12 protein-coding genes are annotated in these 12,731 nt (G+C 63.9%); 6 read left to right on the top strand and 6 right to left on the bottom strand.

Going from position 1 to position 12,731, the window contains the following annotated elements:
* Positions 1 to 4 precede the first annotated feature (4 nt).
* Positions 5 to 1,378: a phosphoglucomutase/phosphomannomutase family protein gene (locus GJR99_RS08350; protein ID WP_151111102.1), complete on the top strand. Its 1,374-nt coding sequence runs from the start codon at positions 5 to 7 to the stop codon at positions 1,376 to 1,378.
* On the opposite strand, the gene GJR99_RS08345 is transcribed toward GJR99_RS08350, so the two are convergent.
* The 4 genes from GJR99_RS08345 to samp2 form a co-directional block, all read right to left on the bottom strand.
* Entirely contained in the window at positions 1,375 to 1,758 is a 384-nt protein-coding gene (locus GJR99_RS08345) for a DUF7344 domain-containing protein (protein ID WP_151111100.1), read from the bottom strand. The two genes, GJR99_RS08350 and GJR99_RS08345, sit on opposite strands and share 4 nt — an antisense overlap.
* A 51-nt stretch (positions 1,759 to 1,809) precedes the next feature.
* Positions 1,810 to 2,211, bottom strand: coding sequence for a GNAT family N-acetyltransferase (locus tag GJR99_RS08340; protein ID WP_151111098.1), 402 nt, complete (start codon positions 2,209 to 2,211; stop codon positions 1,810 to 1,812).
* Between the two features lie 208 nt (positions 2,212 to 2,419).
* Positions 2,420 to 2,911, bottom strand: a complete 492-nt coding sequence (locus GJR99_RS08335) for a peroxiredoxin family protein (protein ID WP_151111096.1) — start codon at positions 2,909 to 2,911, stop codon at positions 2,420 to 2,422.
* A gap of 102 nt (positions 2,912 to 3,013) precedes the next feature.
* The gene (gene samp2, locus GJR99_RS08330; protein ID WP_151111094.1) at positions 3,014 to 3,220 is read right to left on the bottom strand and encodes a ubiquitin-like small modifier protein SAMP2; all 207 of its coding nucleotides are present in this window, start codon (positions 3,218 to 3,220) and stop codon (positions 3,014 to 3,016) included.
* Positions 3,221 to 3,329: 109 nt separating this feature from the next.
* Between samp2 and GJR99_RS08325 the strand changes: the two genes are divergently transcribed.
* Positions 3,330 to 4,313, top strand: a complete 984-nt coding sequence (locus GJR99_RS08325) for a replication factor C small subunit (protein ID WP_191967092.1) — start codon at positions 3,330 to 3,332, stop codon at positions 4,311 to 4,313.
* A gap of 30 nt (positions 4,314 to 4,343) precedes the next feature.
* Here GJR99_RS08325 and GJR99_RS08320 read toward each other — a convergent pair whose 3' ends face one another.
* Together GJR99_RS08320 and GJR99_RS08315 are read right to left on the bottom strand one after the other, a co-directional pair.
* On the bottom strand, positions 4,344 to 6,662 hold the full coding sequence (locus tag GJR99_RS08320; protein ID WP_151111092.1) for a GAF domain-containing protein: 2,319 nt from the start codon (positions 6,660 to 6,662) through the stop codon (positions 4,344 to 4,346).
* A gap of 185 nt (positions 6,663 to 6,847) precedes the next feature.
* Complete coding sequence (locus GJR99_RS08315) at positions 6,848 to 7,333, bottom strand: TspO/MBR family protein (protein WP_151111090.1); 486 nt, start codon at positions 7,331 to 7,333, stop codon at positions 6,848 to 6,850.
* A gap of 122 nt (positions 7,334 to 7,455) precedes the next feature.
* On the opposite strand from GJR99_RS08315, the gene alaS reads away from it, so the two are divergent.
* The 4 genes from alaS (at position 7,456) to GJR99_RS08295 (ending at position 12,702) form a co-directional block, all read left to right on the top strand.
* Complete coding sequence (alaS, locus tag GJR99_RS08310; RefSeq protein ID WP_151111088.1) at positions 7,456 to 10,224, top strand: alanine--tRNA ligase; 2,769 nt, start codon at positions 7,456 to 7,458, stop codon at positions 10,222 to 10,224.
* Positions 10,225 to 10,392: 168 nt separating this feature from the next.
* On the top strand, positions 10,393 to 10,974 hold the full coding sequence (locus tag GJR99_RS08305) for a DUF835 domain-containing protein (RefSeq protein WP_225317605.1): 582 nt from the start codon (positions 10,393 to 10,395) through the stop codon (positions 10,972 to 10,974).
* Positions 10,975 to 11,043: 69 nt separating this feature from the next.
* Positions 11,044 to 11,817 carry an alpha/beta fold hydrolase gene (locus tag GJR99_RS08300; protein ID WP_151111086.1) on the top strand — a complete coding sequence of 258 codons (774 nt, stop codon included), beginning with the start codon at positions 11,044 to 11,046 and terminating at the stop codon, positions 11,815 to 11,817.
* A gap of 171 nt (positions 11,818 to 11,988) precedes the next feature.
* Entirely contained in the window at positions 11,989 to 12,702 is a 714-nt protein-coding gene (locus GJR99_RS08295) for a type 1 glutamine amidotransferase (RefSeq protein ID WP_151111084.1), read from the top strand.
* Positions 12,703 to 12,731 lie beyond the last annotated feature (29 nt).

Below are 12,731 nucleotides of genomic sequence, written 5' to 3'. Positions count from 1 at the left end.
GCGTATGGACGAAATCTCCTTTGGGACCGACGGGTGGCGCGCCACCCTGGACACGTTCACCGACGAGCGTGTTCGAATCGTCGGACAGGCAGTCGCCGACTATCTCCGCGAAGAGGGCTACACCGACCCCGTCTTCGTCGGCTACGACGCCCGCGAAACGTCGCCCGGATTCGCCGAGTCGCTCGCGGAAGTCGTTGCGGGCAACGGATTCGACGTCCTCCTGCCGGAACGTGACTGCCCGACGCCACTCGTCGCATACGCTATCGCGGACCGCGGCCTCTCGGGTGCGCTCATGGTCACTGCGTCGCACAATCCGCCGGAGTATAACGGCGTGAAGTTCATCCCCTCCGACGGTGCGCCTGCACTCCCGGAAGTGACCGACGCCGTCGCCACGTACCTCGCCGAACCCGACCTCCTCCCGGAGTCCGAACACGGGACTGTCGAACGCGTCGACGTCGTCTCGCCCCACGCAGACCACGCCCTCGAACTCGTCGGTGGCGACCTCTCGGGCCTGACAGTCGCGTACGACGCGATGCACGGGAGTGGACGCGGCGTCACCGACGCCCTCTTAGAGTCCGCCGGCGCGGACGTCGTCCGACTCCGCTGTAACCGCGACCCCGACTTCGGCGGCAACCCACCGGAACCCTCTCCCGAGAACCTCGAAGAACTCGCCGAGGCACTCATCGATATCGGTGCCGACCTCGGTGTCGCGAACGACGGCGACGCCGACCGACTCGCAATCGCCACGCCCGAGCGAGGCGTCCTCGACGAGAACCTCTTTTTCGCCGCCGTCTACGACTACCTGCTCGAATCGGACTCCGGGCCGGCCATCCGAACCGTCTCGACGACGTTCCTCATCGACCGAATCGCCGAGGCACACGGTGAGGAAGTCTACGAGACGGCGGTCGGGTTCAAGTGGGTCGCAGACGCGATGCGCGAACACGAAGCGCTCATGGGTGGCGAGGAGTCTGGTGGATTCTCCATCCGCGGCCACGTCCGCGAGAAAGACGGCGTGCTGATGGGTCTGCTCGCGGCGGCCGCCGCCGCAGAGGAAGACTTCGACTCTCGCCTCGACCGTATCGAAGACGAGTACGGCGAAATCGTCGCCGACAAGATAAGCATCGACTGCCCGGACGCGGAAAAAGCGCGCGTCATCGACGAACTCGACGACGAACTGCCGGAGACGGTCGCCGGCCGTGACATCGCCAAAGTCGTCACGCTCGACGGGTTCAAACTACTCTTGGACGACGGGTCGTGGCTTCTCGTCCGTCCGTCGGGGACGGAACCGAAGATGCGTGTCTACGCCGAAGCAGGGAGCGAAGACGCGGTCTCTGCACTCCTCGAGGCGGGACGCGAACTCGTCGAACCCCTCGTCTAAGGCTCCCAGTCGTCGAACTCTTCACTCGCCGCAGGCGGGACGATTCCGCGATACGCAGGTGTAAACAGTGGCAGCGTCTGTGCGTGGTCGGTCAGTGAGAGTTCCCCGCCGTTCGACTCGACGAGGTTGGCCGCTTCGAGTTTCGGAATGTGGACGTGGACGATTCCGGCCTCTGCTTGTTCGACCACCTGGATATCAATCTGGTTCGGCGCTCGGTCGGTCGTCCGAACTGCGAGTGCGATAGCCAGGTCCCACACCGGCACCGGGTCGCTTCTGTCGTGAAGATATTCGAGGACGTAGCGGCGTGACGGGTCCGCGAGCGCGTCGAACACGCGATTCCAATCCGTGAGTATTCGCTCACTTCGTTCTCGGTTTGCCATGGCTTCGGCCCTCTTATCATACCCGCTCGGACGATATACGGATGTCGGTTGTTAACTTGGATCATGGCTCCGGTCGAGGATACCACGGAGTCGACCGTCGGGCCGTCCATCGTCGGCGGGTTCGATAGCGAACCCGAGTGATTCGTAGAACGGGCGGACACCGGCGTCGAACTCGGCGACGAGGCGTCCCTGCCGGTCGAGTGCCGTCTCGACGAGGGTGGTTCCGATGCCGCGACCCCGCCGACTCTGTGAGACGGCCACTGCTTCGACGTAGTCGCCGTCGAGGACGAGGACGCCGACCACTCGACCGGACGCGTCGGCGACGAGACAGTCGCCCGTTTCGAGTCGGTCTCGGACCTCGCTGGCCGCCATCTCGAGGAGTCCAGCGTCGAGGACGCGCATGACTGCGACTAACTCGTCTGGGCCTCCGTTGCGGACGGCGACGTCACTCATCGTCGGCGGTCGGTGGCGAGAGGAGAAAGGTCCGGCGGAGCGGTGGTCGTCCAGCGGAGCGGTGGTCGTCCAGCGGAGCGGTGGTCGTCCAGCGGAGCGGTGGTCGTCCAGCGGAGCGGTGGTTGTCAGAAGGAGTGATGGTTGTCAGAAGGAGTGATAGCTGTCCGCTGGCGCTCGGTGAGTCGTCGTGAGGACGCGAATCGCCTGCTCAGGCGGCGAGTTTGTCGATGCGCTTCAGCAGGTCGTCGAGTTCGGGGCGGTCTCCTGGACTCGACCCGCGGTGGGTGTAGACCACGTCTGGGTCGTCGTCTCGGAGGTCGACCAGGACTGCTTCGGGCATCCGACCGACCATGTCGTGGAGTTTACCGAGGGCACCGAAGCGCGTCGGTTGGTCGAACTCGTCGCCAACTTCGGCACCGGGGTCGGCGAGGAGCGGAAACGGAAGGTCGTAGCTCTGTTGCCACTTTTGGGCGCGTTCCGGCGGGTCGGGAAGGACAGAGACGACCGTCGTGTCTCGTGCTTCGAACTCGTCGTAGCGGCGTTTCACCGACTGTACCTGTCGGCGACAGACCTTACAGTAGTAGTCGCGCTGGAGCAACAGTAGCAAGAAGTCGGCGTCGAGGGACGCCGGTGAGACCGTCTCGGGGCCGGCGGCGACGTTGGGCAGTTCGAAGTCGAGGGAGTGAGCTGTGGCAGGCACGTTCTGGAAGTCGGGAACGTCGGGTATAACCGTCCCCCGGCAGTGCGACTTCGTCACCCAACACCGAAAGACGGCACGCACCCGTCTCTCGACATCAGGCCGTCAGCTTCGGCCGCCCTTGATGAGACGGAGCACCTTCACCCGGTCTACCTCGACCGGTTGGTCTTCGGGGACGGGGGTGCCATCGACGAGGACGGAGACTTCGTGCGGACTGAGGTCGACTGCCTTCACGAGGTCCGCGTAGGTGCCATCGTCTCCGACGGTGACCTCGTGGGTCTCCTCGCCGACGACTTCGACGGTTACGTCCATGTTCGGGCGTGGGTGGCGGTGGATTTCAGTCCGTCGGCTTCGGCCGTCTCGGACGCTTCGACGCTCCCGTCTCGGACGCTTTATGTGCGCGGCCATCTGTGACATGGATATGAGCGAGGCCGCGGAGTCGGGCGACACCCCGACGGGTCGCGAAATCTGGATCGAGAAGTACCGACCGCAGACCCTCGACGACGTCTACGGGCAGGAAGAAATCGTCGAGCGACTGCGGAGTTACATCGAGCGCGACGACCTGCCGCACCTGTTGTTCGCTGGACCGGCGGGCGTCGGGAAGACCACCTCCGCGACGGCCATCGCACGTGCCATCTACGGCGACGACTGGCGCGGGAACTTCCTCGAACTCAACGCGTCGGACCAACGCGGTATCGACGTGGTTCGAGACCGAATCAAGAACTTCGCGCGGTCGTCGTTCGGCGGCCACGACTACCGTATCATCTTCTTAGACGAGGCTGACTCGCTGACCAACGACGCGCAGTCGGCCCTCCGCCGAACCATGGAGCAGTTCTCGGACAACACGCGCTTTATCCTCTCGTGTAACTACTCCTCGAAGATTATCGACCCGATTCAGTCTCGCTGTGCAGTCTTCCGTTTCTCGCCGCTCGGTGACGCCGCAATCGCCGACCAGACGCGAGACATCGCCGACGCAGAGGGTATCGAACTCACCGAAGACGGCCTCGACGCACTCGTCTACGCCGCAGGTGGCGACATGCGCCGCGCCATCAACTCTCTGCAGGCCGCCGCGACGACGGGCGAAGTCGTCGACGAAGAGGCAGTGTACATGATTACCTCGACTGCCCGCCCCGAGGATATCGAGGAGATGGTTCGAGCGGCCATCGACGGCGAGTTCACGACCGCTCGCAAGAAGTTAGAGACGCTCATCGTCGATACCGGGATGGCCGGCGGCGACATCATCGACCAACTCCACCGCTCGGTCTGGGACTTCGACTTGGACGAGCGCACGGCCGTCCGCCTGATGGAGCGCATCGGTGAGGCCGACTACCGTATCTCCGAAGGAGCGAACGAACAGGTCCAACTCGAAGCGCTCCTCGCGTCGCTCGCACTCTCGCAGAACTAACTCGACTGCTCTTTTCACTTCCCGACGCCGTCAGCCCCGGAACTCGAACCGCGCCCCGCCGGCCGACCCCGACGTCACCAGGACCGACCACCCGTGTGCGTCGGCGATAGACTCCACGATTGCGAGTCCGTAGCCGATGCCGTCGTCACCAGTCGTCTCACCGGGGTCGAACACTGCGTCGCGGCGCTCCGGTTCGATGCCGGGGCCGTCGTCTTCGACGTAGAACCCGCCGTCGATACCGCCGACAGTGATGTGGGCGCTTTCGCCACCGTGTTCGATAGAATTGCGGAACAGGTTCGCGAGCAACTCGCCGAGTCTGTCTTCGTCCGCGTCGAGGACGACGTTCTCCGGCGTGTTCAACGTCGCGTCGACCGTCTCGGTGTTCATCCACGCCTGTTTGGCGACCAGTCCGAGGTCTACGGGCGCCGTCTCGTCGACGAGTTGTCCGCGTCGGGCGAGCGAGAGCAGGTCGTCGATGAGCGACTCCATCTGGTCGAGTGCGTTCTCGACCGTGTCGAAGCGCTCTTCACCACCGACCTCACGGGCGAGTTGGAGGTTGCCACGGGCGACGCCGAGCGGATTTCGCAGGTCGTGGCTCACGATGTTTGCGAACTCTTCGAGACGCTCGTTCTGGCGTTCTAACTCCTCTTCGCGCGCCTTGCGTTGGGTGATGTCCGTGTAGATGGCGTATCCGGACCCGCGTTCTTCGCCCGGCGAGAGTGGGACGACGTTCAAGATGAACTCTCGAACCTCGTCGACGGTTCGACGGCGGACCTCACCGCGGTAACTCTCGCCCGCCGCGACGAGCAGTTCGGGGGCGTCGTCGTCCGCGTCGTCCGCGTCGCTGTCGTCACTTTCGGGGGGACCCACCCGGCCGAGGAGGTCGGTTCCGACGACGTCTGCGGCATCGTAGCCGAACGTCTCCTCGAACGCCTGGTTCACGTCGGTGACGGTGACGACGCCGTCTTCGACGTCGTAGGCGACTGCTGCGTCGGAGACGTGTTCGAAGAGGGCGCTCGACCGGTCACGCTCGTCTCGGAGGTTCGTCTCGGCCTGAATTCGCTCGGCGGTGACGGCGACGTGCGCCATGAGCAGTTCGGTCAACTCGGCGTCGTTCTCGTCGAACGCGTTCGGGACGTACGACGCCGCCTGAAAGACGGCGATGTCGTCGATTGGGACGCTCAACCCGGAGCGATACGTCCGCTTGACCGGTTTGGCATCCGCGTCGCTGGCGATATCCGAGACGAGGTGCGTCTCGCCCGTCCGGTAGGTTTTCGCGGCGATGCCGCCGTCTTCCATGGAGACGCGTTCTGCACCGTCTTCGGGAGCGTCAGAAGAGATAGCCGTCGGGACGATTTCACCACTTTCGACGACGACATCGTCAGAGTTCGCAGAACTCTGTGAGTCCTGACTGCCCGTCGAGCTGTGCTCGACGACGCCGATGTAACTCAGATTGAAATCGAGGATATCGTCGGTAATCTCGACGGTTCGCTCGAACAGTTCGGTGAGGCTCGTCGTCGCGGCCAACTCGGTCGCCCCCCGGTGAAGTCGCTCGATTTGCTCCCGACTGTGCCGCATCGCCGCTTCGGATTCGATACGTGCTCGCGTCCCCGAAACGTACGAAACGAGGAGTTCGGCCAGTCGGAGGTCCGTCTCGTCGTACGCGTCTTTCTCGTTCGAGATGGCCTGAAAGACGCCCGTCTCGCCCATCGGGACGCTCACCGCAGACCGGTAGGCTGGGTCGTCCGGTGCCGCGTCCGGGTGGTTCAGGACGTCGTCGACGAGGTACGACTCCTGTGAGTGGTACGTCTGACCGAGAATGCCCCTGTCGGTTGGAATCGGCCCGAACCCGGTCAGGTCCTCGTTGTTCGCACGGACGTAGAACCCGTCGTCTTCGTGGACGACGAACGAGGTGTTGTCGAACTCGAGGATGTGTTCTGCCAGTCCGATGGCGCGGTCGTACAGTTCGTCGACCGTCGCTGCGGTGATGAGCGTCGTCGTCCCTTCGTAGAGTCGCTTGAGTCGCTCACGCTCTGTGCCAGCGCCGTCACTATCGTCGGAACGGCGGGAGAGAATCCATCGAATCTGTGTCTCTAGGGCGTCGCTGTCACCACGCTCGACGTAGGCGTCGAACCGCTCCGGAGAAGCGACGTCTTCCGGGGCTTCGTCGGTGTACAGAATCGTCGGTGCGTGGTCCGAAACTGCGCTGTTCGAGTTGGTGACGACGGCACAAGCGTGGGGCCTCGATACCGAACCGTCGCTCCTCGATACGATTGCAACCTCTGGTCCGAGGTCGATGTCGCAGTCGAAGTCCGCATCGACAACAACGGTATGGTCCGCCGCGTACACGAGTTTCTATCGCTCCCGACGGATACGGGAAATATAACCGTTGCGGCATGTTCTCGACTGACAAGGGTCTGAAAAATCCAGCCACCTGCACCGTGGCCGTCCGTGTTCGATGGTCGTTCGTCTCTGTTCGTGTGCGCCGTAATCGGCCACTCACGAGAGCGACGTGGTCGTGGTTTCGCTGCCGGTCAGTTGAGACTCCAGAACCCGTAGTTGAGCACCGTCGCGAACGACACCCACAGGAGATACGGGACGAGGAGTGCGGCGGCGCGTCGGTCGACGATGGCGAACTCGCGCATCGTCGCGAGGATTGCCGCGAGGAGGACGACGATGACGACGAGTCCTGCAGACGGCGACTGGAGGCCGAAGAACGCGAACGACCACGCGACGTTGACGACGAGGTGGCCACCGAAGACGGCGAGTGCACGGCGACTGCGGGGGTGGCCACTCCGTGAGACGAGGAAGGCAGCGACGCCCATCAGCGTAAAGAGTGTAATCCAGACCGGTCCGAACACCCAGTTCGGGGGTGCGAACCACGGTCGGACGAGTGTCGCGTACCACGAGTCGAGGGCGGTGACGGTGAACACACTCCCGACGGCCCCGGCGAGTTGGGCGAGAACGACCCATGCGAGAAGTTCGACGGCAGGTCGGCGACGGACAGACGCGAGTTCCATACTACTCTCTCGGCACGCACGGAAATGAACGACACGGCCGGCGTCGGTGGTATTGCCCAGAATCGGGCGTCTGCGGCTATCTCCCGGAACTGTTTTACCCGACGGTAGACCAGACTTTGGCAATGAGTGAACTCGAAGAGGAGTACCGCCTCGAATATTTCGAGGAGGAGGGCTTCTACCGGAAGCAGTGTCCCGTAACGGGCGTGCACTTCTGGACACGAGACCCCGACCGAGAGACGTGTGGCGAACCCCCTGCGGACGACTACACGTTCATCGACAACCCTGGATTCGACGAGGAGTACACTCTCGAAGAGATGCGAGAGAAGTTCCTCTCGTTCTTCGAAGAACAGGGCCACGAGCGCATCGACCCGTATCCGGTCGCCGCGAACCGCTGGCGTGACGACGTTCTCTTGACGCAGGCGTCTATCTACGACTTCCAACCGCTCGTCACGTCCGGTGAGACGCCGCCACCGGCGAACCCACTGACCATCTCTCAGCCCTGTATCCGCATGCAGGACATCGACAACGTCGGGAAGACCGGCCGCCACACGATGGCGTTCGAGATGATGGCCCACCACGCGTTCAACGCGCGCGAAGAAGTTGGCGACGAGTACGCCTACTCGGGCGAAGTCTACTGGAAGGACGACACCGTCCGTCTCTGCGACGAGTTCTTCGAATCGCTCGGTGCCGACATCTCCGAAATCACCTACATCGAAGACCCGTGGGTCGGTGGCGGCAACGCCGGACCCGCGTTCGAGGTGCTCTACCGTGGTGCCGAACTCGCCACCCTCGTCTTCATGTCGATGAAGCAGGACCCCGACGGCGAGTACCACCTCAAAGACGGCAACAACTACTCGCCGATGGACACGTACATCGTGGACACGGGCTACGGCCTCGAACGATGGACGTGGGTCTCGCAGGGGACGCCGACGGTGTACGAGGCCGTCTACCCCGATATGATAGACTTCCTCAAGGAGAACGCTGGTATCGAGCACTCCGACGAGGAAGAAGCACTCATCCACCGCGCGGCGATGCTCTCGGGCCACCTCGACATCGACGAAATCGACGACCTCGCGACCGCCCGCGCCGACGTCGCCGGCGAACTCGACGTCGACAAAGACGAACTCACTGCCCTGCTTCGACCGCTCGAGGACATCTACGCCATCGCCGACCACTGTCGCACGCTCGCGTACATGTTCGGTGACGGTATCGTCCCCTCGAACGTCGGGACGGGCTATCTCGCCCGCATGGTGCTTCGCCGCACCAAGCGCCTCGTCGACAATCTCGGCGTGGACGCGCCGCTCGACGAACTCGTGGACATGCAGGCCGAGCGACTGGACTACCAGAACCGCGACACCATCCGCGACATCGTCCGCAGCGAAGAGCGCAAGTACCGCAAGACGCTCGAACGTGGCTCTCGCCGGGTCCAGCAACTCGCCGACGACTACGCCGAGAGAGGCGACCCCATCCCGGTAGACGAACTCATCGAACTGTACGACTCCCACGGCATCCAACCCGACATGGTACAGGAGATTGCCGAGGAACGCGGCGCGACGGTCGACATCCCCGACGACTTCTACTCGCTCGTCGCGGACCGACACGAACAGGTCGACGCCGAGACGGTCACTGCCGAACAGGACGACCGCCTCGGTGACCTCCCCGCGACGGACAAACTCTACTACGACGACCAAGAGCGCACGGAGTTCGAAGCCGTCGTCCTCGACGTATTCGAACGCGAGGAGGGCTACGACGTGGTCTTAGACCAGACGATGTTCTACCCCGAAGGCGGTGGCCAACCCGCCGACCACGGGACGCTCTCGACGGACGACGCGACGGTCGAAGTGTCCGACGTCCAGATGGAAGGCGACGTCGTGCTCCACCGCACCGACGACGACCCCGGCAAGGGCGAGTTCGTCCGCGGTCAACTCGACGTCGAGCGCCGTCGCCGCCTCATGCGACACCACACGGCGACACACGTCATCGGGCACGCCATCCGGACGGTCCTCGGTGACCACATCCGGCAGGCCGGTGCCTCGAAAGGCGTCGACCGCTCGCGCCTCGACGTGTCGCACTACGAGCGCATCACCCGCGAGGAGGTCAAGCAAATCGAGCGCGTCGCCAACGAAATCGTGATGCGAAACATCCCGGTCAAACAGGAGTGGCCCGACCGGAACGACGCCGAGAGCAAGTACGGCTTCGACCTCTACCAGGGCGGCATCCCGCCGGGTGAGAAGATTCGACTCATCCACGTCGGCAGCGACGTGCAGGCCTGTGGTGGGACGCACGTCAAGCGGACTGGCGACATTGGCGCTATCAAGGTGCTGAACACCGAACCCGTCCAAGACGGCGTCGAACGCGTCGTGTTCGCCGCTGGCGACGCGGCCATCGAAGCGACCCAGCGCACCGAAGACGCGCTCTACGAGGCCGGCGACGTCCTCGACGTGAACCCCGAAGACGTGCCCGAGACGGCCGAGCGCTTCTTCACCGAGTGGAAAGAACGAGGCAAGACCATCGACCGCCTCAAGACGGAACTCGCAGAGGTGCGTGCCGCCGCGGGTGCCGACGAAATCGACATCGACGGCACACCTGCCGTCATCCAGCGACTCGACGGTGACGCGGACGAACTCCGCGCGACGGCCAACGCCCTCGTCGAAGAAGGCAAGGTCGCCGTCCTCGGCTCTGCCGCCGGTGGCAGTGCTCAGTTCGTCGTCGGCGTCCCGGACGGCGTCGGTATCAACGCCGGACAGGTCGTCGGTCAACTCGCCCAGAAGGTTGGCGGCGGTGGCGGCGGCCCGGCCGACTTCGCACAGGGCGGCGGTCCGAACGTCGACGTCCTCGACGACGTCCTCGACGAGGCGTCCGACGTTCTCGAGAACGTCCTGAACGCCTGACTCACCGCACAGTCTAGTTCTCACAGCTGATTTTTACAGACAACTTCGACCGAGTGACGAACTCGTCCGAAGACGACTAAAACGGTGATAAACGCATTTTCGAGGCGATTTAGCACGGAATCACACCAATGCGTACAACTAAGCGTCAAACCGACCGAACGTAGAGGTATGAACTCGGAGGTGATGGCGACCGAAAACGAGCCGGCCCGGTCGGTTCTGGTTCTCTGCAGTGATATCGACTCACCTCCGTTCGGTCTCTCGGGCGTCCAGAACCCACGACTCCTCGCGGTCGATTTCACACCTCGAAGCACCGGTGACCGCGTCTACTGGGAGAACCGCCTCGGCGTCCGACCGGCCGAACTCGCCGTCATCACGACCGAAACGCGCGACTCCGACGCGGTGAGTGCCGACGAAGTCGACCAGGTCACGTCGCCCGCTGACTTGACCGGACTCGGGATGAAGGCGACGAAGCACCTCTCACGGTGGGAGAGCGAAGGCGAACCGCACGACGAACCGACGACACCGATCGTCGTCTTCGACTCACTAACTATCTTGTTCCAGTACGCCGGATTACGGCCGATCTTCAAGTTCGTCCACACGTTGACGACACGGGTCGCCAACGTAGACGGCTACGGGGTGTTCTTTCTCGACCCACTGACGCAAGACGACAAGACAGTACACACGCTCTCGTCGGTGTTCGACGCGATCGCGCGGCGTCAGGGTGACGAGTGGGACGTCCTCACCAGATGAGCGGTCGCCGATACCGGTTCGCCCGGCCAGACGGCCACGCCTAAGTTCGTCGCCTGCCGACCTGCGACTATGTCCACGGTGACGAGAGACGGTGTCGAACTCTACTACGAGACTGACGGCGACGGCGAGACGGTGGTCTTCGTCGGTGACGCGGGATACGGCGGGTGGCAGTGGGGATGGCAGTACGCCGCAGTCACGGGGCCGTTCGAAACGCTCGTCACCGACCTCCGCGGAACTGGACGCTCCGACGCACCGCCCGGCCCGTACTCGGTCGAGACGCTCGTCGCCGATTTGGAGGCCATCCTCTCGGACGCAGGCGTGCGAAAAGCACACGTCGTCGGCCTGGGGCTCGGTGGGATGGTCGGGTTGGAGGCCGCCCGGACGACGTCGCGCGTTCGGAGTCTCGCGCTCGTCGGCACTGCGGCGTCGGGTGCGGCTATCGACCCTGACCCGCTGTACGGCGCGCCGACGAACCCCGACGAACTCCGCGAGTCGCTCACGCCGGCACTCTCGGCGGAGTTCCGCACGGAACAACCGGACGTCGTCGAGCAAATCGTCGAGTGGCGAGGGATGGAAGACGCCACACCCGACGCCTGGGCGGCACAAATCGCCGCTATCGAGGACTACGACGCTGGCCCGCTCTACGAGGTGACGGTGCCGACGCTCGTCGTCCACGGTGACGACGACCCGATCTGGCCGGTGGAGGCCGGTCGCGCACTCGCCGACGACCTCCCGCGAGGGCGGTTCGAGTCGTTCGCCGGCGCACGACATCTCGTCACCGTCGAACGGTCGCGTCTCGTCAACGACGCGCTCGTCGAGTTGTTGGAGTCAGACGACGACTGACCGTCCCCGTCTCGCCTCGTCTCTGGCACATCTCGGTGGGTCTTCTCCCCTGTCACGAACCGCGGCATTCCTCCCCTGTCACGAACCGCGGCATTCCTCCCCTGTCACGAACCGCGGCAGATGCCGTCTCGGGCGCAACTTCTTTCCTGTTGTACCTACTGTCTCACTCCAATGAGCCGACCGCGACTCGCCTTTTTGGACGCCTCACACGGTGACGAGAACACGCGCCGTAACTTCAGACGCGAACTGGACGCCGACCTCGTCGAGTTCGACGTGACCGAAGGAGCCCTGCCCGACCACTTCGACTACGACGGTATCGTCGTCACGGGGTCGTCGTCGTCCGTCTACTGGGACGACGAGTGGATACAGAGCCTCGTCTCGTACGTCGCCGAGGCCGACGAGCGAGAGATTCCGCTGCTCGGCGTCTGTTTCGGCCATCAGGTGGTCGCCGAGGCGCTCGGCGGTACCGTCGAAGACATGGGCGACTTCGAGTTGGGCTACAGCGAAATCCAGCGGACCACCGACGACGACACCGACGACTTGCTCGCTGGCGTCGGCGGGACGTTCACGGTGTTCACGTCTCACGGCGACGTCGTGTCCGACCTCCCACCGGGTGCGGAACTCCTCGCAGAGAACGAGTACGGCGTCCACGCGTTCCGTCGCACTCACGCCTTCGGCGTTCAGTTCCACCCCGAGTACGACACGACGACGGCCGAAGCCATCGCGCGCTCGAAAGAGTTCCTCCCCGACGAGCAGATTCAGCACGTCCTCGACGGCATCACTCCCGAAAACTACGACGCCGCCTGCGAAGCCAAACGCCTGTTCGACAACTTCGTCGCCTACGTGAATCGCGCCCACGTGCAGTCGGTCGAACGAGCGGCGTAACGCCGCCTCACCACGGGTCTGTCGGCGTC

Origin of the sequence: Haloferax marinum, from assembly GCF_009674625.1 — an archaeon.
Lineage (GTDB): Archaea > Halobacteriota > Halobacteria > Halobacteriales > Haloferacaceae > Haloferax > Haloferax marinum.
The sequence above is the reverse complement of the archived record's forward strand: the minus strand, read 5'-3'. Positions and strand labels throughout refer to the sequence as shown.

Excerpts from the sequence above, each read along its gene's own strand:
- GJR99_RS08340 (WP_151111098.1), bottom strand. The coding sequence starts at position 2,211 with ATGAGTGACGTCGCCGTCCGCAACGGAGGCCCAGACGAGTTAGTCGCA.
- GJR99_RS08305 (WP_225317605.1), top strand. The coding sequence starts at position 10,393 with ATGAACTCGGAGGTGATGGCGACCGAAAACGAGCCGGCCCGGTCGGTT.
- GJR99_RS08345 (WP_151111100.1), bottom strand. The coding sequence starts at position 1,758 with ATGGCAAACCGAGAACGAAGTGAGCGAATACTCACGGATTGGAATCGC.
- GJR99_RS08295 (WP_151111084.1), top strand. The coding sequence starts at position 11,989 with ATGAGCCGACCGCGACTCGCCTTTTTGGACGCCTCACACGGTGACGAG.
- GJR99_RS08325 (WP_191967092.1), top strand. The coding sequence starts at position 3,330 with ATGAGCGAGGCCGCGGAGTCGGGCGACACCCCGACGGGTCGCGAAATC.
- GJR99_RS08350 (WP_151111102.1), top strand. The coding sequence starts at position 5 with ATGGACGAAATCTCCTTTGGGACCGACGGGTGGCGCGCCACCCTGGAC.
- samp2 (WP_151111094.1), bottom strand. The coding sequence starts at position 3,220 with ATGGACGTAACCGTCGAAGTCGTCGGCGAGGAGACCCACGAGGTCACC.
- alaS (WP_151111088.1), top strand. The coding sequence starts at position 7,456 with ATGAGTGAACTCGAAGAGGAGTACCGCCTCGAATATTTCGAGGAGGAG.
- GJR99_RS08300 (WP_151111086.1), top strand. The coding sequence starts at position 11,044 with ATGTCCACGGTGACGAGAGACGGTGTCGAACTCTACTACGAGACTGAC.
- GJR99_RS08315 (WP_151111090.1), bottom strand. The coding sequence starts at position 7,333 with ATGGAACTCGCGTCTGTCCGTCGCCGACCTGCCGTCGAACTTCTCGCA.